17 protein-coding genes are annotated in these 26,536 nt (G+C 64.4%); 11 read left to right on the top strand and 6 right to left on the bottom strand.

Annotated features, from left to right (window positions below; translation table 11 throughout):
* Nucleotides 1-76: 76 nt before the first annotated feature.
* From yidC to rpmH, 4 genes are all read right to left on the bottom strand, one after another.
* Complete coding sequence (gene yidC, locus AC3WPZ_RS04495) at nt 77-1,789, bottom strand: membrane protein insertase YidC (RefSeq protein WP_444688875.1); 1,713 nt, start codon at nt 1,787-1,789, stop codon at nt 77-79.
* Entirely contained in the window at nt 1,786-2,073 is a 288-nt protein-coding gene (gene yidD, locus AC3WPZ_RS04490; protein WP_492438401.1) for a membrane protein insertion efficiency factor YidD, read from the bottom strand. Before yidD ends, yidC begins: the two co-directional genes overlap by 4 nt.
* Nucleotides 2,063-2,485, bottom strand: coding sequence for a ribonuclease P protein component (rnpA, locus tag AC3WPZ_RS04485; protein ID WP_382322375.1), 423 nt, complete (start codon nt 2,483-2,485; stop codon nt 2,063-2,065). Before rnpA ends, yidD begins: the two co-directional genes overlap by 11 nt.
* 67 nt (nt 2,486-2,552) lie before the next feature.
* Nucleotides 2,553-2,687 (bottom strand): 50S ribosomal protein L34, encoded by a 135-nt coding sequence (rpmH, locus tag AC3WPZ_RS04480; RefSeq protein ID WP_006299042.1) that lies wholly within the window; start codon nt 2,685-2,687, stop codon nt 2,553-2,555.
* Between the two features lie 235 nt (nt 2,688-2,922).
* On the opposite strand from rpmH, the gene dnaA reads away from it, so the two are divergent.
* The 4 genes from dnaA to AC3WPZ_RS04460 all read left to right on the top strand — a co-directional run bounded on the left by dnaA (nt 2,923) and on the right by AC3WPZ_RS04460 (nt 10,137).
* Nucleotides 2,923-4,341 (top strand): chromosomal replication initiator protein DnaA, encoded by a 1,419-nt coding sequence (dnaA, locus tag AC3WPZ_RS04475; protein ID WP_382152757.1) that lies wholly within the window; start codon nt 2,923-2,925, stop codon nt 4,339-4,341.
* Between the two features lie 138 nt (nt 4,342-4,479).
* Nucleotides 4,480-5,586: a DNA polymerase III subunit beta gene (gene dnaN / locus AC3WPZ_RS04470; protein ID WP_297401592.1), complete on the top strand. Its 1,107-nt coding sequence runs from the start codon at nt 4,480-4,482 to the stop codon at nt 5,584-5,586.
* 82 nt (nt 5,587-5,668) lie between these two features.
* Nucleotides 5,669-8,284, top strand: coding sequence for a DNA topoisomerase (ATP-hydrolyzing) subunit B (gene gyrB / locus AC3WPZ_RS04465; protein WP_382327959.1), 2,616 nt, complete (start codon nt 5,669-5,671; stop codon nt 8,282-8,284).
* A 728-nt stretch (nt 8,285-9,012) separates the two neighbouring features.
* On the top strand, nt 9,013-10,137 hold the full coding sequence (locus AC3WPZ_RS04460; protein ID WP_444688873.1) for a sensor histidine kinase: 1,125 nt from the start codon (nt 9,013-9,015) through the stop codon (nt 10,135-10,137).
* A 19-nt stretch (nt 10,138-10,156) separates the two neighbouring features.
* Here the strand turns inward: AC3WPZ_RS04460 and AC3WPZ_RS04455 are convergent, their stop codons facing one another.
* A complete protein-coding gene (locus AC3WPZ_RS04455; protein ID WP_492438399.1) occupies nt 10,157-13,018 on the bottom strand; it encodes a hybrid sensor histidine kinase/response regulator in 2,862 nt (953 codons plus the stop codon).
* Between the two features lie 339 nt (nt 13,019-13,357).
* Here AC3WPZ_RS04455 and AC3WPZ_RS04450 point away from each other — a divergent pair, with 339 nt between their 5' ends.
* From AC3WPZ_RS04450 to AC3WPZ_RS04435, 4 genes are all read left to right on the top strand, one after another.
* The gene (locus tag AC3WPZ_RS04450; RefSeq protein ID WP_492438397.1) at nt 13,358-16,009 is read left to right on the top strand and encodes a PAS domain-containing sensor histidine kinase; all 2,652 of its coding nucleotides are present in this window, start codon (nt 13,358-13,360) and stop codon (nt 16,007-16,009) included.
* Complete coding sequence (locus tag AC3WPZ_RS04445) at nt 16,006-16,644, top strand: response regulator (RefSeq protein WP_382322431.1); 639 nt, start codon at nt 16,006-16,008, stop codon at nt 16,642-16,644. The genes AC3WPZ_RS04450 and AC3WPZ_RS04445 overlap by 4 nt, the downstream gene beginning before the upstream one ends.
* 247 nt (nt 16,645-16,891) lie before the next feature.
* Nucleotides 16,892-19,771 carry a PAS domain S-box protein gene (locus AC3WPZ_RS04440; protein WP_492438395.1) on the top strand — a complete coding sequence of 960 codons (2,880 nt, stop codon included), beginning with the start codon at nt 16,892-16,894 and terminating at the stop codon, nt 19,769-19,771.
* Between the two features lie 27 nt (nt 19,772-19,798).
* On the top strand, nt 19,799-20,959 hold the full coding sequence (locus AC3WPZ_RS04435) for a response regulator (RefSeq protein ID WP_444688870.1): 1,161 nt from the start codon (nt 19,799-19,801) through the stop codon (nt 20,957-20,959).
* 386 nt (nt 20,960-21,345) lie between these two features.
* Here AC3WPZ_RS04435 and AC3WPZ_RS04430 read toward each other — a convergent pair whose 3' ends face one another.
* Nucleotides 21,346-23,352 (bottom strand): 4-oxalomesaconate tautomerase, encoded by a 2,007-nt coding sequence (locus AC3WPZ_RS04430; RefSeq protein WP_492438393.1) that lies wholly within the window; start codon nt 23,350-23,352, stop codon nt 21,346-21,348.
* Nucleotides 23,353-23,559: 207 nt separating this feature from the next.
* Here AC3WPZ_RS04430 and AC3WPZ_RS04425 point away from each other — a divergent pair, with 207 nt between their 5' ends.
* Genes AC3WPZ_RS04425 through AC3WPZ_RS04415 form a run of 3 tightly spaced genes read left to right on the top strand, consistent with a single transcriptional unit; the run spans nt 23,560 to nt 26,496 of the window.
* Nucleotides 23,560-24,420 carry an HTD2 family dehydratase gene (locus tag AC3WPZ_RS04425; protein WP_382322435.1) on the top strand — a complete coding sequence of 287 codons (861 nt, stop codon included), beginning with the start codon at nt 23,560-23,562 and terminating at the stop codon, nt 24,418-24,420.
* A 30-nt stretch (nt 24,421-24,450) separates the two neighbouring features.
* On the top strand, nt 24,451-25,650 hold the full coding sequence (locus AC3WPZ_RS04420; protein ID WP_444688868.1) for a CaiB/BaiF CoA transferase family protein: 1,200 nt from the start codon (nt 24,451-24,453) through the stop codon (nt 25,648-25,650).
* A 15-nt stretch (nt 25,651-25,665) separates the two neighbouring features.
* A complete protein-coding gene (locus AC3WPZ_RS04415) occupies nt 25,666-26,496 on the top strand; it encodes an HpcH/HpaI aldolase/citrate lyase family protein (RefSeq protein ID WP_382322437.1) in 831 nt (276 codons plus the stop codon).
* Nucleotides 26,497-26,536 lie beyond the last annotated feature (40 nt).

Genomic DNA, 26,536 nt, shown 5'->3' with positions numbered 1-26,536 from the left:
TCCGCCGCCCCAAGACGCCGTCCCCCTTTTAGGGGGAAGCCGCGTCAGCGGCGCAGGGGGTCATCCGATCACGGGGTCAGGCCTTGAAATTCGGCATGCTGAACTTCAGCGGCACGCCCATGCTCTTGTTGATCACGGCCTGTTGCGCGATGGTCAGCACGTTGTTCGTGATCCAGTACAGCACCAGGCCGGACGGGAAGAAGAAGAACATGACCGAGAACATCAGCGGCATCAGCCACATCAGCTTGGCCTGCAGCGGGTCCGGCGGCAGCGGGTTGAGCGCGGTCTGGATCAGCGTGGTCACGGCCATCACCAGGGGCAGGATGAAGTACGGGTCGGGCGAGGACAGGTCGGTGATCCAGCCCACCCAGGGCGCGTTGCGCATTTCCACGCTGGACAGCAGCACCCAGTAGAGCGCGATGAACACGGGGATCTGGATCAGGATGGGGAAGCAGCCCCCCAGCGGGTTGACCTTTTCCTCGCGGTAGATCTTCATCATCTCCTGCTGCATCTGCTGCGGGTTGCCCTTGAGGCGCTCGCGCATTTCCATGATGCGGGGATTGATCTTCTTCATCTTGGCCATGCTGCGGTACGCGCTGGCGTTGAGCCAGTAGAACGCGGCCTTGATCAGCACCACCAGCAGCACGATGGACCAGCCCCAGTTCGCCACGTAGCCGTGGATCTTCTCCAACAGCCAGTACAGCGGCTTGGCCAGGATGGTGAGCCAGCCGTAGTCCTTCACGAGTTCCAGGCCGGGGGCGATGGTCTCGAGCACTTTCTCTTCCTGGGGGCCCAGGAACAGGCGCGACTGCTGGCTCTGGCTCTGGCCCGGTTCGATGGCGGTCAGCGCGGTGATGCTGCCCACAGCGAACAGGTTGTTGTCGATCTTGCGCGCGAAGTTCTCGCGCGCGACGCCATCGCCCAGCAGCCAGGCCGAGGCGAAGTAATGCTGCACCATCGCCACATAGCCGTCGCTCGCCGACTTGACGAACTCGGCCTTGTTCTTCTCGATGTTGGCGAACTCGATCTTCTGGTACTTCTTCTCCGCGGTGTAGACCGCCGGCCCGGTGAAGGTCGAGTAGAAGGGGGTTTCGCTGCTGAGCTTGCTGCCGTCGCGCACCAGCTGCAGATAGAGCTGGGGCGTGACCGCCTGGCTGCCCACGTTCTGCACCTCGTGCTGCACGCCGATGTCGTAGCGGCCGCGCGTGAAGGTGTAGGTCTTGACCAGCTTCACACCGCCGACCTCGGCCGATTCAAAGCGCACCTGCAACTCGTTCTGGCCGTCGGCCAGGGTGGTGGGGTTGCCCACCAGCGCCATCGGCGTCTTGTGGGTGGGGAAGTTGCCACCGATCAGGCCGGTCTGGGCCACGTAGATGTGCTCGCCACCCTGGGCCAGCAGCGTGAACGGGCGCTCGGTCTTGTCCTTGCTCTGGCCGGTGGCCTCGGCGTGCTTGAGCAGCTCGGCGCCGATCAACGAACCGCCTTCGCTGTTGAACACCAGCTTGAACAGATCGGTGGTGACTTCGTGGCGCTGGGCCACGGCGCCGGGCGCTGCGGCCGGGGTTTCGCCGACCGGCGTCGCACCGCTCTGCGCCGCCGTCGGCACGCCGGCGTTGCTGCCACTGCCGCCGGCCGGCTGGCTGGTGGACGCGGCGGGCGCGGTCACGGCCGGCGCGGCGCCGGGGAAGAAGGTGGGCTTGTGGCCATTGTGAATCTGCCACTTGTCCCAGATGAGGACCATCGACAGACCAAAAACCACCCACAGGATGGACCGACGGATGTCATTCATGACGGGTTCTTCTTTTCGCAGGAAGGTGAAATCAGGCTGGAGAACAGCGTGGGCAGGGAGGCGGGCACCGGGTCATGGCCACCGTCGCACCACGGGTGGCAGCGGACCAGGCGCCGCAGCGTGAGGCAGGTGCCGCCCAGGGCACCATGGCGCTCCAGCGCACCGATGGCGTAGAGCGAGCAGGAAGGTTCGAAACGACAACCGCTGCCGAGCCACGGGCTGAGCAGCAGACGGTATCCCTTGACCAGGCCCAGCAGGCCCTGGCGCGGCCAGTCAGACAGCATGTCGGATCTCCGCAGGCGGCGCCGCGCGTGGCGCGGAACGCGGCGGCGCGAGCAGCTGCTCCAGCTCGGCGCGCACCGCGCGCTTGAGCGCGTCGGAGGTGGCGCTGACGAACTGCTGGCGGCTGAACTCGCTGCGCAGGCGCACCACGAGCGCCGCCTGGGGCAGGCTCGCGGCCCGGTGGCGGGCGACTTCGTAGATCTGACGGCGGATCGCATTGCGCGTGACGGCGCGCTTGGCCCAGCGTTTGGGCAGCAGCACCCCCACCCAGGCGTCGGCCACGGGAAACAAGGCCCTGCCCTCGTGCGCGCTGGAAAGCGCGGCGCGGTGCAGGGCAAAGTGAGGGGTCTTGGCCACGGGGGCGCCCGCCATGACGGCCTGGAACTGTTGCCGGGACCGCAGCCGCTGGGTCACCGCTGAACCGTCCGGGTCACGCGGTGAGGGAGCCGGGCGAGTCGGCGCCGGCAGAACACGCGCAGCCTCAGACGGCCAGGCGCTTGCGGCCCTTGGCGCGGCGGGCGTTGATCACGGCACGGCCCCCGCGGGTTTTCATGCGGACGAGGAAGCCGTGGGTGCGGGCGCGGCGGATCTTGGAGGGCTGGTAAGTGCGTTTCATGGTGCTCTGTAGAAATCGGGGAAACCCGCAATTATCGCAAATAAACCCGATGTCCGGCAAGCACTTGGCGGTGGGAGCCGCCGCATCACTTCAAGCGGGCGGGCTTGGCCACCGACTGCCCACCCCCTGCCAACGGTGATTTCCCTGCCTTGTGGATAAGTCGCGGCGCGCACTACAATCGTCGGATTGCCCCGAGACATTTGTCCACAACCACAACGGCTTCACCGCTCCCAGCATGATCGAGGGCATTCCCCCTGATGCGTCCCTGACCGCTCCCCGGCCGGACGCCCTCTCGCTCTGGTCCACCTGCCTGGACCGGCTCGCGCAAGAGATCCCCGAACAACAGTTCAACACCTGGATCCGGCCCCTGACCGCCACCGTCGCGCCCGACGGTTCCAAGGTGGTCGTGGCCGTGGCCAACCGGTTCAAGATGGACTGGATCCGGGCCCAGTACGCGTCCCGCATTTCGGCCCTGCTGGAGACCCTCCAGGGGGTCCCGGTGACACTGGAGTTGGTGCTTGCTCCGCGCGAAACGCCCAGCCGCACGTCGCCAGCGCCGCGCACGGTGCAAGACCAGGTGCTGTCCGAGCTGCCCGACCTGGCGCCGGCCGAGGTCGCCGCGCCCAGCGGCCCCAAGACCCGGCTGAACCCGGCGCTCGCGTTTTCCACCCTGGTCGAGGGCTCGGCCAACCGCATGGCGCGCGCCGCGGCCATGCACGTGGCCGGCAGCCTGGGCCAGCTGTACAACCCGCTGTTCATCTACGGCGGCGTCGGCCTGGGCAAGACCCACCTGGTGCATGCCATCGGCAACCACCTGCTGGCCGACCGTCCACAGGCCAAAGTTCTGTACATCCACGCCGAGCAGTTCGTCTCCGATGTGGTCAAGTCCTATCAGCGCAAGACTTTCGATGAGTTCAAGGAACGCTACCACTCGCTCGATCTGCTGCTGATCGACGATGTGCAGTTCTTCGCCAACAAGGAGCGCACCCAGGAGGAGTTCTTCAACGCCTTCGAGGCGCTGCTGGCCAAGAAGAGCCACATCGTGCTGACCAGCGACACCTACCCCAAGGGCCTGGCCGACATCCACGAACGGCTGGTCTCGCGCTTCGACTCGGGCCTCACGGTGGCCATCGAGCCGCCCGAGCTGGAGATGCGCGTGGCCATCCTGATCAACAAGGCGGCGGTGGAGAACGCCGTCATGCCCGAGGAAGTGGCTTTCTTCGTGGCCAAGAACGTGCGCTCCAACGTGCGCGAGCTCGAAGGCGCGCTGCGCAAGATCCTGGCCTATTCGCGCTTCAACCAGAAGGAAATCTCGATCCAGCTCGCGCGCGACGCGCTCAAGGACCTGCTGTCGATCCAGAACCGGCAGATCAGCGTGGAGAACATCCAGAAGACGGTGGCGGATTTCTACAAGATCAAGGTTGCCGACATGTACAGCAAGAAGCGCCCGGCCAGCATTGCGCGGCCGCGCCAGATCGCCATGTTCATCGCCAAGGAACTGACCCAGAAGAGCCTGCCCGAAATCGGCGAACTGTTCGGCGGGCGCGACCACACGACCGTGCTGCACGCGGTGCGCAAGATCGCGGCCGAGCGCCAGCAGAACACCGAGCTGAACCAGCAGTTGCACGTGCTGGAACAGACGCTCAAGGGATGAGCGGGAAGACCCGGGGGCCGTTTTGCGGAAGCCGCTCACAAAAAGGCGAAAATAGCGAGGATTTGGCCCAAACAATGAAAAGGGCCAACCGGGAGGCAGGAACCGGCCGACAAGCAACCAGAGAAGAAAGAGTCTGACATGATCGTTTTGAAATCGACCCAGGACAAGGTTTTGGCCGCGCTGCAATCGGTCGCGGGCATCGTGGAACGCCGCCACACCCTGCCGATCCTGGCCAACGTCCTGCTTCGCAAGACCGGCTCGCAGGTGCAATTGACCACCAGCGACCTGGAAATCCAGATCCGCACCACCGCCGAACTCGACGGCGACAGCGGCAACTTCGCCACCACGCTGGGCGCGCGCAAGCTGATCGACATCCTGCGCACCATGCCGGGCGACCAGACCGTGAGCCTGGAATCGAACGCCGGCAAGCTGATCCTCAAGGGCGGCAAGAGCCGCTTCACGCTGCAGAGCATGCCCGCCGAAGATTTCCCGCTGGTGCAGGAATCGGCCAGCTTCGGCCCCGTGTTCTCGGTGCCGCAGAAGACGCTCAAGAGCCTGCTGAGCCAGGTCTCGTTCGCGATGGCGGTGCACGACATCCGCTACTACCTCAACGGCATCCTGTTCGTGGCCGAAGGCAAGCAGCTCAGCCTGGTCGCCACCGACGGCCACCGCCTGGCCTTCGCCTCCAGCACGCTGGACGTGGAAGTGCCCAAGCAGGAAGTCATCCTGCCGCGCAAGACCGTGCTCGAACTGCAGCGCCTGCTGTCCGACAAGGAAGGCGCGATCGAGATGCAGTTCGCGGCCAACCAGGCCAAGTTCAGCTTCGACGGCATGGAGTTCGTCACCAAGCTGGTCGAGGGCAAGTTCCCCGACTACAACCGCGTGATTCCCAAGAACCACAAGAACATCGTCACCCTGGGCCGCGCGCCCCTGCTGGCCAGCCTGCAGCGCACCGCCATCATGACCAGCGAGAAGTTCAAGGGCGTGCGCCTGAACGTCGAGCCCGGCGTGCTGCGCGTGGCCTCGAGCAACGCCGAACAGGAAGAGGCCGTGGACGAACTCGACATCGACTACGGTGGCGACACCATCGAGATCGGCTTCAACGTGACCTACCTGATCGACGCGCTGCAGAACATGTCGCAGGAGATGGTCCGCATCGAGCTGTCCGACGGCAACAGCTCCGCGCTGGTCACCAACCCCGACGACAACGCCTTCAAATACGTTGTCATGCCGATGCGCATCTGAGGTCCAACCCCCTGGTTGCTCCCGCATTCCAAACCCGCGAACACCGCGGGTTTGGCGTTTACTGAGATCGAGAAATTCCACCATGTCCGACGCCAACAAGCCCGCCGAATCCGTCAACACCGGTGAGGCGCAAGCCGAAAGCTCCAATTTCCAGCCCACCATCGACGCCCACCAGGCCGGTGCCAGCGAGGGCTATGGCGAAGGCTCGATCCAGATCCTGGAAGGCCTGGAAGCCGTGCGCAAGCGCCCGGGCATGTACATCGGCGACACGTCCGACGGCACCGGCCTGCACCACCTGGTGTTCGAGGTGGTCGACAACTCCATCGACGAAGCCCTGGCCGGCCACTGCGACGACATCGTGGTGACCATCCACACCGACAACTCCATCAGCGTGGTGGACAACGGCCGCGGCATCCCCACCGGCGTGAAGATGGACGACAAGCACGAGCCCAAGCGCTCGGCGTCCGAGATTGCGCTGACCGAACTGCACGCCGGCGGCAAGTTCAACCAGAACAGCTACAAGGTCTCGGGCGGCCTGCACGGCGTGGGCGTGAGCTGCGTGAACGCGCTCTCGCAGTGGCTGCGCCTCACCGTGCGCCGCGAAGGCCATGTGCACCTGCTCGAGTTCGCGCGCGGCTTCGTGCAGAACCGCGTGATCGAGACCACGCCCACCGGCGTGGAGATCTCGCCCATGCGCGTCACCGGTGCCACCGAGAAGCGCGGCACCGAGGTGCACTTCCTGCCCGACTACGAGATCTTCCGCGAGAACGCCGATTTCCACTACGAGATCCTGTCCAAGCGCCTGCGCGAACTCTCCTTCCTGAACAACGGCGTGCGCATCCGCCTAAAGGACGAGCGCAGCGGCAAGGAAGACGACTTCTCCGGCGCCGGCGGCGTCAAGGGCTTCGTCGACTTCATCAACAAGGGCAAGACCGTCCTGCACCCCAACGTGTTCCACGCCATGGGCGACCGCCAGAGCGACCAGGGCACCAACATCGGCGTGGAAGTCGCGATGCAGTGGAACAGCGGCTACAACGAGCAGGTGCTGTGCTTCACCAACAACATCCCGCAGCGCGACGGCGGCACCCACCTCACCGGCCTGCGCGCGGCCATGACGCGGGTGATCAACAAGTACATCGAAGAGCACGAGCTGGCCAAGAAGGCCAAGGTGGAAGTCACCGGCGACGACATGCGCGAAGGCCTGTGCTGCGTGCTGTCGGTCAAGGTGCCCGAGCCCAAGTTCTCCAGCCAGACCAAGGACAAGCTGGTCTCCAGCGAAGTGCGTGGCCCGGTCGAAGACATCGTGAGCCGCCTGCTGGCCGACTACCTGCAGGAACGCCCGAACGACGCCAAGATCATCTGCGGCAAGATCGTCGAAGCCGCGCGCGCCCGTGAAGCCGCGCGCAAGGCCCGCGAAATGACGCGCCGCAAGGGCGTGCTCGACGGCATGGGCCTGCCCGGCAAGCTCGCCGACTGCCAGGAAAAAGACCCGGCGCTGTGCGAGATCTACATCGTGGAGGGTGACTCCGCCGGCGGCTCGGCCAAGCAGGGCCGCGACCGCAAGTTCCAGGCGATCCTGCCGCTGCGCGGCAAGATCCTGAACGTGGAGAAGGCGCGCTACGAGAAGCTGCTGACCAGCAACGAAATTCTCACACTCATCACCGCGCTGGGCACCGGCATCGGCAAGGCCACGGGCGCGGGCGGCACGGCCGGCGTGGACGACTTCAACGTCGCCAAGCTGCGCTACCACCGCATCATCATCATGACCGACGCCGACGTGGACGGCGCGCACATCCGCACCCTGCTGCTGACCTTCTTCTACCGCCAGATGCCCGAGCTCGTCGAGCGCGGCCACATCTACATCGCGCAGCCGCCGCTCTACAAGGTCAAGGCCGGCAAGGAAGAGCTGTACCTGAAGGACGCTTCCGCGCTCGACGGTTTCCTGCTGCGCATCGCCTTGAAGGATGCCAGCGTGTTCACCGGCGGCGCCACGCAGACCACGCTCAGCGGCGACACCCTGGGTGAGCTGGCGCGCAAGCACCAGATCGCCGAGAGCGTGATCGCGCGCCTGTCCAACTTCATGGACGCCGAGGCCCTGCGCGCGATCGCCGATGGCGTGGCGCTCAACCTCGACAGCGTGGAGCAGGCCGAGGTCAGCGCGGTCTCGCTGCAGGCCAAGCTGCGCGAACTGGCCACCACCGGCGTGCCCGCCGAAGTGGCGGCCGAGTTCGACGTGCGCACCGACAAACCCATCCTGCGCATCAGCCGCCGCCACCACGGCAACATCAAGAGCAGCGTGCTCACGCAGGACTTCGTGCACGGCGCCGACTACGCCGCGCTGGCCACCGCCGCCGACACCTTCCGTGGCCTGCTGGGCGAAGGCGCCAAGGTGATGCGTGGCGAGGGCGACAAGCAGAAGGAAGAGAAGGTCGGTGACTTCCGCCAGGCCATGCGCTGGCTCATCAGCGAAGCCGAGCGCACCACCAGCCGCCAGCGCTACAAGGGCCTGGGCGAGATGAACCCCGAGCAGCTGTGGGAAACCACCATGGACCCGAACGTGCGCCGCCTGCTGCGCGTGCAGATCGACGACGCGATCGAAGCCGATCGCGTGTTCACCATGCTGATGGGCGACGAGGTGGAACCGCGCCGCGACTTCATCGAGACCAACGCGCTGCGCGCGGGCAACATCGACGTCTGACCTGGGACCTGACGCGTAGGCCGCCAAAGTAACTGCAACTCCCGCCATAGTTCTGCTACTGGCGGACGCTAGTTACTGCAACTGGCCTAACGCCATAGCTTCTCAGCCGCGCGCTGTAGGTCGGCTACGCGGATGCGGTCAGTCGTGCCGCGCTAGCGAGGGACTGCATTTGAATGGCTAGGAGCGCACTGGCAGTTGCATCGCAAGACCCCAACGGCATGCGAATGGGCACCGCAAGTTTTTAGCAAACGCATCGCTTGCTGCATTTGCTGTTTATCAATGCAGTGACGAACGCGCACTGTTGAACAGTAATGTGTCAATTTATTCCATGGTGCAGCCTTACTAGCTCGAAGCCGGCTGCGTGGGTTCAAGCATAGGTTGCGTGCTTGCCATCCTCATAGCCATCGCAATTCCTGAGGTCGCAGGTTTGCGCGCCTCTGCAAGGCTTAACGAACAAGCCAACGAGCGGATGCTGAACGCGGCTCTCAAAGAGTTTGACCCGATCAGCACCTGCGTACCTCGCTTAAGGAGTTTTATGAGAGCAGCGCACTGGAGCGCTCGACTCCTACACCCGTTGGTGCAACAAGAAACGGATCAAGATCTGCCTGGGCGCTCTCCGCCCCATCGAATACAGGGAGAGCCTCGGACCTGTGGCACATAACCAGTTCAAGTTTTTATCCGCCCCCCCCTCTCGCAATGATCCCTGGTGCATTTTCACTGAGGTATCCATGTACCAATTTCTTGAAAACAACCGTGAGGAGCTCACAGCAAGGTGCAAACACAAGGTGGCACAGCGCCCTCAACGTGCGGCCACTGATCAACAGTTGTCGCATGGGATACCGATGTTTCTGGACCAGCTCATCCGCACGCTCAAGGCGGAAGACGAGGACAAGCAAGAGCTGAGCACCCGGATATCCGGACCTTCCGGAGGAGGCGCACTGCGCCTGTCGGAAATTGGTATGAGTGCTACCCGGCATGGCAAAGAACTGCTCGACCTGGGTTACACGGTCGATCAGGTCGTGCACGACTATGGGGATCTCTGCCAAGCCATCACCGACCTGGCATTTGAGCGTGATGCCCCCTTTGCCGTCACCGAATTTCGTACCTTGAATCGTTGTCTGGACAACGCCATCGCGGGCGCTGTCTCGGAGTTCAGCGCCCGACGAGACGCTCAGATCGCTGGTCTGCATGTTGCGGAAGAAAAGCAGCGCCTCGGCTTTTTAGTGCATGAGCTGAGGAACTCGCTGGGAACAGCCACGCTGGCAGTGCGTGCCCTTGAGCTGGGAAACATGCCCATCAGCGGCGCCACAGGTGCCATTCTCAAGCGCAGTCTGGCCGCACTGGCGCTACAGATTGGCAGAACCATCTCGGAAGTCAGCGCTTCAAAACCTCAGGAGCGTCAGCTGTTCAGCCTGGCGACGTTCATCTCGGACGTCGATCTGTGGGCCCGCCTCGATGTGAACCTGGTCAGATGCAGATTCGAAGTCCAGGCCGTCGATCCGACTTTGGCTCTCAGTGGGAACAAGGAGCTGCTTCATGCGGCACTGGCCAACGTCATTCAAAACGCATTCAAGTTCACCCAGTCCGATACCGTCGTCCGCCTGAGCGCACGCGCGGCCGGCAACCGGATACTGATCAGCGTGGCCGATCACTGCGGCGGTCTGACCCTGGGTGAGGAAAAGAAGATGTTCATTCCCTTCGCCCACAACACAGGCCGTATGGCTGGAATGGGACTTGGACTTTCCATCGCAAGGCAAAGCGTCGAGGCGGATATGGGTACGTTGACGGTCAAGGACGTCCCAGGGATCGGCTGCATTTTCACGCTCGATCTGCCAGGGCATTTGCTGCACTAGCAAATACGTCCTCCTTGCATCAGGATGACCTCAGGCCAATGGCGTCTAGCGCGGTCTCCAGCGCGTTGATATGGACGGGTTTCGTCATGTGGTCATCAAAGCCGCAGCGGAGCGCCTTTTCACGATCAGAGGGCTGCCCGTAGCCGGTCAGCGCAATCAGGTGAAGGGACCGTGTCGCGGGCTCGGCCTTGAGTCGGCGTGCCAGCTCATAGCCATCCATGCCGGGCAGGCCGATGTCCACGATGCAGACGTCAGGGGCGCGGTCCGCCACCATGGCAAGGCATTCTTCTGCGTGCAGCGCAGTTCTGACCTCGTGTCCGGCCAGCGTCAGCAGACTGGCCAGCGTGTGGGCCGCGTCCGCGTTGTCGTCCACGATCAGCACTCGGGCAGGGGTCCCATTGTGTTGCCGGGGTGCTGCTTCCCCGCATGCCTCTAACCTTGCACCAGCAGGACACGCAAGAGGAAGAGAGACCGTGACCCGTGTTCCATGACCCTCATGGCCGTGATCGGCCTTGATGTTGCCGCCATGAAGTTCAACAATGCTTCTTGCAATGGTCAGACCAAGACCCAAGCCGCTCTTGGACCTCTGCAAACTTTGCTCGCCTTGAAAAAAGCGGTCGAACACCTGCGGTAACAGGTCGTCGGGAATGCCCGTCCCGCCATCTTCCACTGTGAGCATGGCTTCGCTCGTCCCGCGCTGAATCCAGATGGTGACAGGCTGGTCGGGCTCGCTGAATTTCGCGGCATTGCTCAGGAGATTGCCAACCACTTGAGCGAGCCGCAAAAAGTCGCCGCTCACGAAGATCGGCTCAGATTCGGCTTGGACGACCGGCTCAGCACGTCGATCAAAAAGAGGTTGGGTGACTTCGATGGCCCGCCAGGCCACAAGACGAAGGTCCACCTGCTCGAGCTGAAGCTGTATCTTGCCGGCGACGATCCTGGAAACGTCGAGCAGGTCATCAACCAGGTGCGTCAGGTGTGTAGCCTGCCGTTCGATGATCTCTCGCTCTCGGACAAACGCTGCGCCATCGCGGCGTTTCATGATCTCGATGGCCGTGAGAATAGGCGAGAGCGGATTCCTCAACTCGTGGCCCAGCATCGCCAGGAAATCATCTTTCGCCTTGCTCGCGGCGTTGGCCTTGTCCAGCGCGCTGTTGCACTCCGAGTACAGCCGGACGTTGTCCAGCGCGAGGGCTGCGCGCCGTCCCAACTCGCTGAACAAGGCCACGTCGTCCGCCTCGAAACGGCGTTCGGAATCGACCTGGATGGCCGCCATGGCCCCTATGACACGGTCCCTTGCCATCAGGGGCACGGCGCAGATCGCCTTCATGTCGGACACCTCCGCAAACTGGCGGTACAGCGGGTCCTCGATCTTCGACACACCGCCAAGTTCGAAGTGATGCACGTATTCGCGTCCCGAAGCGACCACCCACGACAGCGAGCCGTGCACCGTGGCCGACAGGGATCCGGATTGAACGATTTTCTCAATGGCCTCCAACCGCACGGGATCCACGTGGAAAGTGAGCTTTCGCGCCGGCGCTCCATCCGGACTCAAGATATCGATGCGCAGAATGTCGGCAACACCGGGAACCACCGCCGCGGCGATCGCGTTGATCGTGCTCGTCTCATCGAGCGATTGCGTCAGCGAAGACGTCGCTGTCAGCAACATCTGGAGCCGCCCTCTTGTCGCCTCGGCCACTGCACGTGAACATATCTCGGAGCGCAGCAGGCTTTCCCGCTCATTTTCAGCGCGTGAACGCTCCTGACCCGCCGTCCAAAGCGCAAAGGAGACCTCGTCAAAGTCCGGCAGCCCTTTTGTCGGAGGAAGCAAAGGAGCTCCCTTTCCCAGCGCGACCGCGCCATCGCGCAAGGCCTGAGCGCGAACAGTGATTGACCGGCTGACCAGCCAGAAGAGCAAGCCCCCCAGCGCGAGCGAAAGCAGCAAGCCGGCCAGGTAGAGCCACGCGGCCCGCCAGAGTGCGGCGTGTGCGATCTCTGAAGATGCGCCGAGCGCAATCGTCCACCCCGTGCGCTCGATCCGCGAGACCGCCGTGTAGGCCTCATCCCCCTCCATGGTGGACGTCATCCCTACCCCCTCCTTCCTGTCGCCCAACTCCGCGAGCATGGTCTGGAGCGAGGGACTCGGTGGCGTGCCGAAGTATTTGCCGTGGTCTTTGGAGCGGGCCACCCGCTTCATGTTGGAGTCAAAGACGGACACCACCCAATCTCCCGGCAGCGCTTGGCGCTGAATGACTTCCAGGATGGAGTCGGTACTCACGATGGCCGTCAGCACGTACCGGACCTCGCCTGCGCGCAGAACAGGAATGCGCACGGTGTAGCCCACGTTGCCTCGAGGGCCCGCGACCATCGGGCCCACCATGGGCGCTTGGGTACGCACCACATCCGCAACGCTTGAGCCTTCCATGGACTGGCGCATGCCACTCCCAAACGGGCTCTCGCTGCCGAAAACGATGGAGCCATCCGGGTTTGCCAGTACGACGCCTCGCCAATCCGGCCGCGCGGCACGAAGCGCCCGCGCGGCCGCATGTACCGACGGAAGCTGGGCGGCTTCAGCGTCCTGCATGGACTGAGCCAACGAAAAGGCCTCCAGCGTAGCCACCGTCCGCTGCATTCGCGCGTCGATGGCAGCTGCAAGCGCTTGAGTCATGCCAAGCGTCGCTTGTTCGACCTGCTGCTTCTGTTGATGAAGCATCACGACGAATGCGGCTGTTGCAAAAAGACAGAACGGGAGAATCGTTGCCACGCCCAACAACATCAGACGGCGGCGCAAAGAGAATCCGTGCCAGAACCGCTCGCGTGCGCGTTGCTCATCTGCTCGGTGCGCTGCCGCACCAACTGACTTGTGGTCACTTGCAGTCATGGGTCGTTGCTTCCATTCAAGATAGGGAGTTCCAGATCCACGAGGGCGCTCTGTGCGTTGACGTCGCAGCCAAACATACAGGGTAGTGAGTTTTCAGAAGATTGGGGTGTTGCAAGCCGTAAAGCCCCGGCGTTGTGAAGAACCTCACGTCATTGACCTCATCGGACCGGCAACGACCCTCCGCTGGTACAACGAGAAGCGCATCAAGCTCTCCTTAGACCCTCTCAGCCCCATCGAATAGCGAGAGAGCCTTGAACGGCCCAAAACCAGTCAAAGGTTCCCCCCTCTGTCAATTTTTCAGTCGGCGTCAACACGCCTCCCGGCGCGCACAATACCCTTATGTCTGCGCCCATGGATTGCCCATCGCCCCGAAAAACTGCGCAGTCAGATATGCGGGGGGTACTCTGGAACGATGAACAGGGCTACCAGTTGCTGTTCGATGCCCACCCGCAGCCGATGTGGGTGTTCGAACAGACCAGCAAGCGCATCTTGGCCGCCAACGCGGCGGCCGTCGCGCGTTACGGATACTCATACGAAGAGTTCCTGCAACTCAAAGTCATGGACATCCGGCTTGTGCCGCCAGGGCAAGGCGAGACGGGGGAGGATCTTGACCGAGAGCTTGTAGGAACCGATGGTCGGCGATTGACCAAGCGAGAGCAGCATCGGTTACGAGACGGCAGCCTGATCGATGTCGACATGACCTCCAGCGACCTGGACTGGGAAGGCCGTGCAGTGAGCCTGGTGGTGACGAACGAGGTGACCGCACATGTTGCGTTGCAGCGCCAGGCCGCGCATGCCCTGCGGGAAATGGGTGTGGCGCGCGAATTGCTGGACCACGTGATCAACAGGGTGGGCGACGCGATCTTTGCGCTCGACAGGGAAATGCGTTTCACCTACCTCAATGCGCCTGCCTTGAGCCTGCTCCAGCGTGATCGAGCCGAACAACTGATCGGTCGATACATCTGGGACGAGTACGAGTTGGAGCAGGCGCAAGTCTTTCACCATGCATACGACAGGGCATTGCGGTCCCAACAGGCACAAGTCTTCGAGGCTTTTTATGCACCCTGGAGCAAGTGGTTTGAAGGGCGTGTCTTCCCTTCGCCGGAGGGGCTGTCGATCTTCTGCAACGACATCACGGAACGCAAGCTGTTCGAACGCCTGTTGCTCGACCGGGAGCGTGATTTCCGCCTGCTGACCGAGCAGACGCCAGCGATGATCTACCGTGCGTCTCTCGAGCCGCCCTATCGCACGCTGTATGTCAGCCCGTCCATTCGTATCCTCGGGTACACGGTGAGCGAATGGATGGCCGATCCGCTGGCGTGGACCAAGGCGCTTCACCCTGACGATTGCGAACGCGCGGTGGCTGCGCTGTCGGATGAGTACTTGGACGGCGTCGATCACCAGATTCAGTACCGCTTGCGCGATGCACAGGGCAAGTGGCGTCATTTCCGCGACCGCTCCTGCCGGATTGACCCCACGGATGGAAGTCCGGCGTATGTGCAAGGCATCGCTCTGGACATCACCGATCTGGTGGAGAGTGAACAGGCCTTGCGCGAGAGCGAGGCCAGTTTGCGACGCAGTGAGCAGCGCTACCGATTGGCCGCGGCCAGCGGGCAGGTGTGGGACTGGGACTTGTTGAGCGACAGACTCGGCTTCAGCGAAGATTTCTGGTGGCAGCTTGGGTTTGAACCGATTTCGGCGTTGGACTGTCGCAGCAGCCGCCTGGGTGCGATGATCCACCACGAGGACCTCGTTCGGCATCACGAAGCAATGCGCCGCCACCTCAAGAACCGGGAAGCGTTCGACTTGGAGATTCGCCTCTGCGATGCCTGGGGCGAATGGCGCTGGATGCATGTTCGTGGACTTGCCGAATGGAACGGCGCAGGGCGAGCCGTTTACATGGCCGGCACCACCGTCGACATCAGCCCGCGCAAGAAGGCTGAGGCCGCACTGCGAGAATCCGAGGCCTACCGGCGCAAGCTGTTCGAGCAATTGGCCGACGGTGTTCTGCTGATCGACGACAGCAATCGCATCCTCGACGCCAATCCGCAGGCCATGAACATGCTGGGTTACCCGGGTGACAGCCTGCTCAACATGCCGCTGCATGCCTTGCTGGCGGGTCAGCAGCCGACGATCCCTTTCGACACCCATAAGACCCAGTCTCCCGGCAGGGGTCCGCTGACGGAATGGAACGTCGTGCGCCGGGATGGTGCTGTTGTGCCGGTGGAGGTAAGCGCGCGTGCACTGGACCCCACCCGCCACATCGCGGTGCTGCGCGACATCACCGATCGCCGTGCTGCTGAGACTGCGCTGCTCACTCATCAATTTGAACTTTCCGAACTCAATCAGCGGCTGATGCAGCAGGAGCGGATCACCACCCAACGCCTGGCCCAGGCGCTGCACGACAACCTCGGCCAGTCTCTGGCAGTGGCCCGGTTGAATCTCGAAACCTTGCTGATCATGGCGGGCGAGACCTTGCCTTCTGTGCTTGCGGAACAGTGCCAGCATCTTTCGGGTGTTCTGGGGCAAGCGGTGCTGGACGTGCGCAAAGTGCTGGCCGACCTGCGGCCGCCCCTGCTCGAGGAACAGGGTCTGGCGGCCGCGCTGGACAACGAAATCCGCGTCGCATTGTCGGCATCTGGCCCCGATGTGCTGCTGGAGGTCGTCGATGGTTTGTACAGCCAGCGTTGGCCTTCCGACGTGGAGTACAGTGCTTTCATGGTAGTCCGCGAGGCCATCGCCAACGCCAGGCTTCATGCACACGCGTCGCTGATCCGGGTGGTTCTGGAAGGCGATACGCACCAGCTCAATGTGGAAGTCATTGACGACGGTGTGGGCATCGACCCCGACATGCAACATGGCCGACCTGGCCATCTGGGCATCGTGGGCATGCGGGAGCGGGCCATCTCCATCGGCGCGCGCTGTTTCATCAGCGCAGAACCCGGTGCCGGCACACACGTCCGCCTGAGCTGGACGGTATCGGAACCATGAGCAACATTTACCTGGTCGACGACCACACACTCGTGCGCGACGGACTGCGGGCGTTGCTGGAAGCCGCCGGGCATCGCGTGGTGGGTGAGTCGGCCGATCCGACGCAAGCGCTGGCCCAGCTGCGCGAGCTTGGGCCAGTGGTGGTTCTACTCGATCTGCATCTGGACCAGCGCTCGGGTTTTGAGTTGCTGACCGAGCTGCAGCGTCGGGCGCCGGAGGTGCGCTCGATTGTGCTGACCATGTCGGCCCAGCCGCGTCATGTGGCTGAAGCACTTAGGATGGGTGCGGCTGGATACGTGCTCAAGGGATCGCCCGCCTCCCAACTGCTGCAAGCGGTCGACGCCGTGAGCAAGGGGCAGCGCTTCCTTGGCCCCGATGTGGCCGAGCTCGCCGTACAGGGTTTCACGGCGCCGGGAGACGACGCCCTGGACACGCTCTCGGTGCGCGAGCGCCAGATTGTCTTGATGGTGGTGCAGGGGAAGTCCAGCACCGAGATCGGGCGCGCGTTGCACCTGTCGCCCAAAACGGTGGACTCGTACCGCAGCCGCATCATGGCAAAGCTGGCCGCGCCGGACGTGCCAGCCCTTGTGCGCTTCGCCATCCGCAACGGCCTGATCGATGCCGGGGACGCCTGATTCGTGGCGTCCTCCCCGCATCGTCTTGCGCGATAGCAAACACAAACGAACAAACAACACGATCGGCCCCCAGGCCGCATCGAGAACTCCCCACAGACCACCAGCAGCGGTCTTTTTAAAGTCCATCGCAGATGTTGGTCGGTGTATCCGATCTTCCCTTGGACGGCATGCAGACGTGCAAAAGAACGTGTTCTGACGCATTCTCAGTTCTGGCCGCGTGCCCTCTGCAACCCCTTGATGCAACCTCATGCAATCCGCCACCCCGCCCCCCAGCGAGTCCCGCCGTCTGGCCATCCTCGATTCCCTGGGCGTGCTCGACACGCCGGCCGACCCCGTGCTCGATGGCATCGTGCGGGCTGCCGCCCAACTGATCGGTTGCCCCGTTTCGCTGGTTAGCCTGGTCGATGCTCAGCGCCAGTGGTTCAAGGCGCGTCTAGGTCTGAATGTGGAGCAGACACCGCGCGAGCAGGCGTTTTGTGCCCACGCCATCCAGCAGACCGGCTTGTTCGAAGTGAGTGACGCTCGGCTGGACGCGCGGTTCGCCGACAACCCGTTGGTGACTGGCGAGCCCCACGTGGTCTTCTACGCCGGCGTTCCCCTGTCTGTGGAAGGTCATGCCATGGGTACGCTGTGCGCGATCGACCATCGCCCGCGCCAGCTATCCGACGTGCAGCGCCAGACGCTGAAAGACCTCGCGCGTGCGGCCGAGCATTGGCTGCAAACGCAGAGGGCCGATGCCGAGCGCCGCAATCTGTTTGATCAGATGGGCGACGGGATCCTGTTGGTCGATCGCACCCACCGCGTGATCGAAGTGAACCGCGCAACCGCGCGCATGCTCGGCCACCGCGCCGGCGAACTGCGGCAGATGCACCTGCGCGATTTGTTGCCCGCAGACGAACACACCCGGCTCACGCGCGCAACGCTGCGGGTGCTCAAGGGCCGCGAGCAACTGGCCGACTGGCGGGTGTTGCGGCGCGATGGCAGCTGCTTCATTGCGGAGGTCAGTATCCGGATGGTGGAGCAGCAGCGTTTTGTGGTGGTTATGCGCGACATTTCACAGCGGTATTCGCAGGAGCAGGGGGTGCGGCTGCTCTCCATGGCGGTCGAGCAAAGCGTGCAAAGCATCTTGATCACCGACTTGAATGCCAACATCGAATACGTCAACGCTGCGGCGCTGACAAGCTCGGGTTACACCATGCAGGAAATGCTGGGCCGAAATCCGCGCATGTTGCAGTCGGGCAAGACGCCGCGTGAGACCTATGCCCAAATGTGGCAGCAGCTCACCGCGGGCAAGGCATGGCGCGGCCTGCTGTTCAACTGTCGCAAGGACGGCGTGGAGTACGTCGAGGCCGCAACGATCACACCCATTCGAGACGCTCGAGGGACTGTGACCCAGTACCTGGCCCTGATGCTGGATGTGACAGAGAAGCGGCGCCTGACCGAAGAACTGGAGCGCCATCAGACCCACCTGGAGCAGCTTGTGGAGCAGCGCACTGTGGCACTGGTGGACGCGCGCCGCGCAGCCGAGGCTGCCAGCGAAGCCAAAAGCGCGTTTCTCGCCACAATGAGCCACGAGATTCGCACGCCAATGAATGGGGTGGTGGGCAGTCTCGATCTGCTGCAACACTCGGAGCTCTCGGCCTACCAGCGGGATCTGATCGACACCGTCAGCGAGTCGGCGCTGGGTCTTCTGACCATCATTGATGACATCCTGGATTTCTCCAAGATCGAAGCGGGTCAGCTCAAGCTGCAGAGTGAGGCGGTTTCGCTGGAGCGACTCACCGACAGTGTGTGCAACGCCTTGCGTCCGACGGCCACCTCCCATGGAGTCGATCTGCAGGTGGATGTGGCGCCGGGCCTGCCTGACTGGATCCTGAGCGACGGGACACGGCTGCGCCAGATTCTCAACAACCTGATTGGCAATGCCATCAAATTCTCCGCTGGCTTGGCTCGAGCAGGTCGGGTGGCGCTTCGAGTACGGACTTGCGGGTCGGACCTGCCCGGGCACCTTCAGTTGAGCGTGATTGACAACGGCATCGGCATGAACCCTGAAGTGCTGCAGCGCATCTTCCAGCCGTTTGTGCAGGCCGAGAGCGCCACCACCCGGCGTTTTGGAGGCACCGGCCTGGGCCTGTCGATCTGCAACAGGCTGGCTGGCTTGATGGGGGGATGGATCAAGGTCGACAGCGAGATGGACCAAGGATCCGCTTTTACCGTGACCTTGCCTTTCCAGTCCACGTCGTCCCCGCGGCCCGTGGCAGATGACAACTTCGCCATGGTCACGCGCACCGGGCCGCACTTCGTGCCATCCGGCGGCCCGCTGGTGTTGGTGGCCGAAGACAATTCCGTCAACCAGAAAGTGATCGGGCACCAGCTCGCGCTGCTGGGGTGGGCGGTGGAGATGGTAGGCGATGGACTCGGCGCCTTGGCGCTTTGGCGCGCGGGTCGGGCCACCCGGCGCCATGCCTTGCTGCTCACCGATCTGCACATGCCGGGCATCGACGGGTACACGCTGGCCACCACCATTCGCAGCGAGGAAACGGGTGGATCGCGTCTCCCGATCGTGGCCTTGTCGGCCAATGCCTTGTATGGCGAGATCGAACGCTGCCGTTCGGCCGGCATGGATGATTACCTCAGCAAACCGGTTCGGACGCACCAGTTGGGCGAGATGATCAGGCGTTGGTTGCCGTCGGACGGGGCGCCAACCCTGGCCTCGTTTGGCGCTGCGGACTGTGAAGAAGTGGATGTGATCGAAGTCGAGCTCGGCCACTGTGTCTACAACGACCAGGCGCTGAAACGTCTGGTCGGCGAAGAGCCCGGGCTGCTGGCCGAGTTCCGCCAGCGTTTCATTGTTTCTGCCCTCAACACCGTGGACGAGATGCGCCGCGCCGCCAGCGACGGCAATACGGCCACCCTGTCCGGCCTGGCTCACCGCCTCTCGTCCTCCTGTCGCATGATCGGCGCCGTGGCGCTGGGAGAGTGCTGCAGCCGCATCGAACGCGCTGGCTCTGGCTGCAGCCCAAGCGAGATGCACGGGCTCATGTCCCAGCTGGAAGACGCGCTCGCCCATGTCATGACACGCCTGTCCGGTCACGAGGCATTGCAGCATTCAAACGCTTCCGATTGAACCGAGCCAACCAACCCGGACCTGACGATGAAGCACAAAGAAGCGCGCATCCTCGTTGTCGGCGACAACGCGGTGGACGCAGAACAGGTCTGCGGCATGCTTCGCGGTCGATACCCACATACCGAGGCCACGACAGATCCGACGAAGTCAGACGCGGTATTCGACCGGCTGAAGCCGCAACTGCTGGTGTTGGCTTTCAAATCGCTGGAGGCCTGTGAGCGCTTCTACCTGGGCCTGTACCGGCGCAGCGAGGTGATCCAGTCGCTGGCACACCGCACGCTGTTGCTGTGCGACAAGGAAAGCGTGCACCGCGCCTTCGATCTCTGCATGCAGGAGGTGTTTGACGACTACGTGTTGTTCTGGCCACTGGTGCACGACGCCAGACGGTTGCCCATGTCGGCGCACCTGGCGCTGTGCGCCCTCGACCAAGAGCAGGCGCTTGAACCGCTGTCCGAGTTGGCCACCCTGGCCCGCCGTGCCGAAGCGCTGGAGGAGCAGCTCGCCCAGCAGGTGAAGCTGGGGCGGGTGCACGCGCAGAACGCACAAAGCTCCGCGCGCATGGCCCAGGCCTCGGTCAGCCGCGCGATGGGAGGCCTGTCCGAGCGCATCCTGGCCAACGGCCTGGACAACGCTCTGACGGTGCGCGACGCCTCGCGCGTGAAACAGGCCTTTGGCAATTTGCAACGCGAGTCCTTGATTCCCACGCTGGAACAGGTGGTGCGGGCGGCCCAGCCGGTGCAGGATTGGGTGGACACGATCACCAGTGAACTGGCCGAACCACTGAGAGCCACCCAGGCAATGGTGCACCGCGCCAAACGGAGCCGCCCGCAACTGTTGGTCGTGGACGACGATGTGTTCATGCGCCGATTGCTCAAGCAGTTGCTGACCAGCGAGCAGTACGACGTCGAGGGGGTGGGTACCGCGGCGGATGCCCAGCTTTTTCTGACAAAGAATCGGCCCGACCTGATCCTGATGGACGTCCTGTTGCCGGACTCCAACGGCATCTTGCTCACGCGCGAGCTCAAGGCCGGCCAGTTCCACATGAACACACCGGTGATCATGCTCACAGGCCAAACCGAAAAGCAGGTAATCGTGGAGAGCCGCAAGGCGGGCGCTGTGGGCTTTGTGGCCAAGCCCTTCAACCGGGACATCCTGCTGCGAAAGGTGGCCCAGCACTTGGCGCACTGAGGCCGCATTAGGTGTTGTCTTCGACTGAAAACTGACCCAGTTAGAGCATCAATTTCCATTGAAAGCCGACCCACGTAAGAACCCTATCCTGCTGCTTTTGGCAGCAGGAGATTTCAGGAGTAATAGACGTGGCGACACTGACTGTGATATGACGCTGGGCACTGCGCCAGCAGAGGTCCATCCACGAGCTCTCCCCGGTCGTACCGGGTCAGCCACAACTGAATCAGGTTGGTCAACAGGGTGTGCTTCCTCGCCGCATCGCGCCGGCCGATGGCGCCACTGCGCGACCTTCTATTTCACCCTCGCCTCACAGTGATTTGGGATGATCGCCAATACAGATCTTTCTGACGGTGGAACCAGCGAGTGATGTACCCCGTCGGAAGACGCTAACCTTCTGCGATCACATCCGTCAGGCCCAACGCACCCTGGGCCACAAGCGTTCTCCACCGACTGAGGTCGTTGTCGACCTTGATGCGCAGCGCGTCGGGCGTGCCAGGCTCCACCCTGGCGCCGTGGTTCTCGAATTGAGCGACCACGGCCGCGTCGGCCAAAGCGTCGTTCAGTGCCTGGTTCAACTTGGCGAGCGTCGCAGAAGGCGTGTGTGCCGGCGCGAACAGGCCATACCACTGCGTGACGTCCACGCCGTCGATCCCGCCTTCTGCCAGCGTGGGCAACGCGGGCAGGCTGGGCAACCGACTCGTGCCGGCCACCCCCATGGCCCGCAGTTGGCCGCTGTGAACGAACGGATGGGCGGTGAACAGGCTGGGGAACATGACCTGCGTGCGTCCGCTCACCACGTCGGCAATGGCCGGCGCCGCGCCGTCGAACTTCACACTGGCCATGTCCGCGCCGCTGCCCAACAGGAACAGCGCCGCCGCAAAATGGGGTGGCGTGCCGTCGCCGGCCGAGGCGTAGACCAGGCTGCCGGGCTTCGCCTTCAGTTCAGACACCAGCTCCTGAACGCCGGGCGCGGAGACGCTCGGGTGGACCACCATCAAGGTCGGCGATGAGCCCACCAGGCCGATCGGCTCGAAGTCCCCGACCGGGTCGTAGCCCAGTTTCTGCAGCGCGGGGTTCATGGCGTGCGTGCCCACATAGCCCAACATCAGCGTGTGGCCATCGGGCTCCGCGCGGGTCACGAACTCGCTGGCAATGGCCCCGTTCGCGCCAGCCCGGTTGTCCACCAGCACCTCCTGCCCCAGCAGCCGCCCCATCTTGCCGGCAATGATGCGGGCCATGGTGTCGTTCCCGCCGCCGGCGGCGGTCGGGACGATGATGGTGATCGGTTTGCGTGCCGGGGCCGCCGCCTCCTCGGGACGCGGGAACACGTAGTCCGGCAGGTGCATTTCCCCTTGCATGATCTTGCGCGCCGTGCGAACCAGTGCGGCGCCCTTGACCTCGGCCGCGTCTCCCTGGCCGACGAGCTCCACCTCGACATCGATCTGGCCCGCCGGGTGCAGCACCACCAGCTTGTGGCGACCCGCTTCGCGCGCGATGCCGCTGGCGACCGTGCCGGGCAGAGCAAAGGCGCTGGCCACCCCGATGGCGCCCGTGACGGCGTGCGACGCGTGGCAGCGGTGCGGCGTGAAGTACCGCGAGGTGACGCTGTGGGGGGCATCGCCTTCGCTGACCAGCACCGGCTTCGGTATGACGCTGTTGGAGACGTCCCCCAGCCCCATCATCCGTCCCGCCTGCAGGCGCAGGGACTCGATGCGCGCCAGGAGCGCAGTGTTGGCGTCGAGGGCCACCGGCTTTTCCCGTCCCGTGACGCCCAGATCGGCCGCGCGCACGATCATCAGCGGCATGGCGGCGTCAATGCAGGTAACGGCCGTGCCGTCGATGTGGTCGATGCGCTGGCCCGTCGGAAAAACCTGGCCCGTCACCGCGCCCCACGCGTCCAGGAAGTCCAGCAGGATGGGAGCGGCCGTGCCGGCAACGCCGTCGATGCGAGCGTCGCCCTCGTACGTGACGCGACCGTTCGGCGTGCGCACCGTCACATCGATGCGAGAACGGGTGTTGACATTGAACACGCGCACCCGGGTCACGCCGTCCTGCGCCTTCACCAGGCCCTGCTCGATGCCGAACGGCGCCACACCCGACAGCATGTTGCCGCAGTTAGGCCGGGTGTCGACGGAACGGTGGCCCACGCCGACCTGCGCGAACAGGTAGTCGAGGTCGCAGTCGGGCTGGGTGGAGCGCGAAACGATGGCCACCTTGCTGTTCAAGGTGCTGCCGCCACCGACGCCGTCCAGCTGCAACGGGTCCGAAGCCCCGATCGCCCCGATCAGGGCCTGGTCGCGGGCCTCGTCACCGTCGGGCAACCACTCACGCAGAAAGAAGGGGCCGCGCGAGGTGCCGGCGCGCATGAGGACACAGGGAATGACTTTGTTCATGGGCCGCATTCTCAAGAGCCGCTTTGATTCTGTGAATTGCATAGTTGAGAAGCATTGATCCATGGTTTGCAATAAACAGGCAAGCCGTTCATTGATGCACCAAAGGCATCACTTGTTCTCAACATTGCAATTTACTTCGCCACCGGATGCGCCGAAACTGCCTGCTCGGCACCCGCCATTCCAGCCCTGAGAGCGAAGGACATCCTCATGACCCAGACCACCGACGACCTGCGCGCATGGATCGGTCGCAGCGAGACGGTGCACGACACCGTGAACCCAACGCCCGTGGCCGCCCTGACCGCCACGCTCGACCACCCTGCGGCCGACACCGCGCCCGGCACGCTGCTGCCACCGCTCTGGCACTGGCTGTACTTCCTGCCCCTGCATCGGCAATCCGACATCGGCGCCGACGGCCACGCCCGGCGCGGCGGCTTTCTGCCTCCGGTGCCGTTGCCGCGCCGCATGTGGGCCGGCAGCCAGTTCGAATTCCGCTCCCCGATCCGCGTGGGCGACCAGGTGGCCCGCACGTCCACCATCGACGACGTGAGCCGCAAGGAAGGCCGCACGGGCCCGCTGGTGTTCGTGAAGGTGCGTCACGAGATGCGGTGCAACGGTGCGGCTGAACCGGCCCTGGTGGAGTTCCACGACATCGTCTACCGCGACGCCCAGCAACCCGGCGATGTGGCGCCGCCCCCGCTGGCCGCCCCGGAACAGGCGACCTGGCGTCGCCAGGTCGTGCCGGACGACGTGCTGCTGTTCCGCTACTCGGCGCTCACCTTCAACGGCCACCGCATCCACTACGACCGGCAGTACGTGACCCAGGTCGAAGGCTACCCGGGCCTCATCGTGCACGGCCCGCTGATCGCCACGCTGCTGCTGGACCTGTTGCGCCGGGAGATGCCCACGGCCGACGTGGCCAGCTTCCGCTTCAAGGCGGTGCGCCCCACCTTCGACCTGCACGCCTTTCAGGTGCAAGGGGAGCCGTCCGCCGACGGCAAGACCGTGCGCCTGTGGGCGAGCGACCACGAAGGCTGGCTCACGATGGATGCCACCGCCGTGCTGCGCTGATTCTTTTCTCCACGATCACCCGAGACCCTCATGCAGCCACTCGCAGGCATCACCGTCGTCACCCTGGAACACGCCATCGCCGCGCCCTTCGCCACGCGCCAGCTGGCCGACCTGGGTGCGCGCGTCATCAAGATCGAGCGCCCCGGCACGGGCGATTTCGCGCGCGGCTACGACCAGCGGGTGCGCGGCCTGGCATCGCACTTCGTCTGGACCAACCGCTCCAAGGAAAGCCTCACGCTCGACGTCAAACACCCGGAGGCCGCCCGCGTCCTGGAACGGCTGGTGCTGGAGAAGGCCGACGTGGTGGTGCAGAACCTCGCGCCCGGCGCGGCGGCCCGGCTCGGCCTGGGCCACGAGGCGCTGTCGGCCATCAAGCCCGGGCTGATCGTCTGCGACATCTCGGGCTACGGCGACGACCGGGAGAACCCGGGGCCGTACCGCGACAAGAAGGCTTACGACCTGCTGATCCAGAGCGAAGCCGGGTTCGTGTCGGTGACCGGCACCGCCGACGAACCCTGCAAGGCCGGCCCGTCGATCGCGGACATCGCCGCAGGCATGTACGCCTACAGCAACATCCTCGCGGCCCTGATGCAGCGCAGCCAGACCGGCCGCGGCCAGCGCATCGACATCTCCATGCTGGAATCGCTGACCGAATGGACCAGCTACCCGCTGTATTACGCGTTCGAAGGCGCCGCGCCACCACCGCGCACCGGCGCCAGCCACGCCACGATCTATCCGTACGGCCCTTTCCCGGTCGGACCGGCGGAACACGGCGCCCACGTGATGCTGGGCCTGCAGAACGAGCGCGAATGGCTCAGCTTCTGTGAGAAGGTGCTGCTCCAGCCGGCCTTGGCCACCGACCCGCGCTTCACCGCCAACTTCAAGCGCGTCGCCGAACGCACCGCCCTGCGCCAGATCATCGTGGACACCTTTCGGCCGCTGACGGTGGCCGAGGTGGAGGCGCGGCTGGAGGTGGCGCAGATCGCCAACGCCCGCGTGAACACCATGGCCGACGTCTGGGCACACCCGCAACTCCAGGCGCGCCAGCGCTGGACCGAGGTGGGTTCACCCCAGGGGCCGCTGCCGGCCCTGCTGCCACCGGGCACCTGGAACGAAGGCCCGCGCATGGACCCGGTGCCAGCGCTCGGCGAGCACACCGATGCCATCCTGGCCGAGCTCGGCTACGGCGCGGACGGCATTGCCGCGCTGCGCGCGGCCCAGGCCATCTGAGCTGAGGGCGCGACCATGTCGGCGTCCCTCACCCCCGCACGCACCTACCTCTTCGTGCCCGGCTCGCGGCCCGATCGCTTCGACAAAGCCCTCGCCAGCGGCGCCGATGCGGTGGTGCTGGATCTTGAAGACGCCGTGGCGCCCGAGCACAAGGCCGCCGCGCGTGCCCACGTGGCCGGCTGGTTGCACAGCGCCGCACCGGCCGACCGGGCCCGCTGCGTGGTGCGCATCAACGATTCGACATCGGACGGGTTTGCGGACGACCTGGCCGCCCTGCCCGGCACCGGCGTGGCTCAGATCATGCTCCCCAAGGCCGAGCAGGCACAGCAGGTCGGCTTCGTCGTGGCGGCTGTGCCGGGTGTTCAGGTGCTGGCCCTCATCGAAAGCGCCAGGGGCGTGGCCCAGGTGGACGAGGTGGCGGGTGCCGTCGGCGTGGCCCGGCTGGTGTTCGGCACCCTGGATTTCGCCCTCGACCTGGACCTGGACATCCGCCACGACGCCATCGGCCTGAGTCACGCGGCGGCGCGCATCGCGCTGGCATCGCGCTTGGCCGACCTCCCCGCGCCCGTGGCTGGCGTTACCCCGCAACTGGACGACGAGGCACGGCTCATGGCCGACCTGGCCTGGGCCCGTTGCCACGGCTTCGGCGCCAAGCTGTGCATTCACCCCAACCAGGTCCTGCCGATCCACCGCGCGCTGCAGCCCGACGCGGCCGAGCTGGCCTGGGCCCGGCGCGTGCTGGCGGCCGATGCGGCGTCGCCCGGCGCGGCCCGACTCGACGGCCGCATGGTCGATGCGCCTGTGGTGCGCCAGGCGCGCCGCACGCTGCGGGCCGCAGGGCACTGACCCCGGCTTTCATCCCCACCGATCACCCCAGAGAAAGACA

The sequence above is a fragment of the Hydrogenophaga sp. FW305-3-2-15-A-LB1 genome, from assembly GCF_058787875.1.
This window is presented reverse-complemented; position numbering and strand designations above follow the sequence as displayed.

Coding starts and splice junctions, on each gene's coding strand:
- AC3WPZ_RS04455 (WP_492438399.1), bottom strand. CDS start 13,018: ATGACTGCAAGTGACCACAAGTCAGTTGGTGCGGCAGCGCACCGAGCA.
- AC3WPZ_RS04430 (WP_492438393.1), bottom strand. CDS start 23,352: ATGAACAAAGTCATTCCCTGTGTCCTCATGCGCGCCGGCACCTCGCGC.
- dnaN (WP_297401592.1), top strand. CDS start 4,480: ATGATCGTTTTGAAATCGACCCAGGACAAGGTTTTGGCCGCGCTGCAA.
- AC3WPZ_RS04460 (WP_444688873.1), top strand. CDS start 9,013: ATGTACCAATTTCTTGAAAACAACCGTGAGGAGCTCACAGCAAGGTGC.
- rpmH (WP_006299042.1), bottom strand. CDS start 2,687: ATGAAACGCACTTACCAGCCCTCCAAGATCCGCCGCGCCCGCACCCAC.
- gyrB (WP_382327959.1), top strand. CDS start 5,669: ATGTCCGACGCCAACAAGCCCGCCGAATCCGTCAACACCGGTGAGGCG.
- AC3WPZ_RS04435 (WP_444688870.1), top strand. CDS start 19,799: ATGAAGCACAAAGAAGCGCGCATCCTCGTTGTCGGCGACAACGCGGTG.
- AC3WPZ_RS04440 (WP_492438395.1), top strand. CDS start 16,892: ATGCAATCCGCCACCCCGCCCCCCAGCGAGTCCCGCCGTCTGGCCATC.
- AC3WPZ_RS04425 (WP_382322435.1), top strand. CDS start 23,560: ATGACCCAGACCACCGACGACCTGCGCGCATGGATCGGTCGCAGCGAG.
- AC3WPZ_RS04450 (WP_492438397.1), top strand. CDS start 13,358: ATGTCTGCGCCCATGGATTGCCCATCGCCCCGAAAAACTGCGCAGTCA.
- AC3WPZ_RS04415 (WP_382322437.1), top strand. CDS start 25,666: ATGTCGGCGTCCCTCACCCCCGCACGCACCTACCTCTTCGTGCCCGGC.
- yidD (WP_492438401.1), bottom strand. CDS start 2,073: ATGCTGTCTGACTGGCCGCGCCAGGGCCTGCTGGGCCTGGTCAAGGGA.
- AC3WPZ_RS04445 (WP_382322431.1), top strand. CDS start 16,006: ATGAGCAACATTTACCTGGTCGACGACCACACACTCGTGCGCGACGGA.
- yidC (WP_444688875.1), bottom strand. CDS start 1,789: ATGAATGACATCCGTCGGTCCATCCTGTGGGTGGTTTTTGGTCTGTCG.
- AC3WPZ_RS04420 (WP_444688868.1), top strand. CDS start 24,451: ATGCAGCCACTCGCAGGCATCACCGTCGTCACCCTGGAACACGCCATC.
- dnaA (WP_382152757.1), top strand. CDS start 2,923: ATGATCGAGGGCATTCCCCCTGATGCGTCCCTGACCGCTCCCCGGCCG.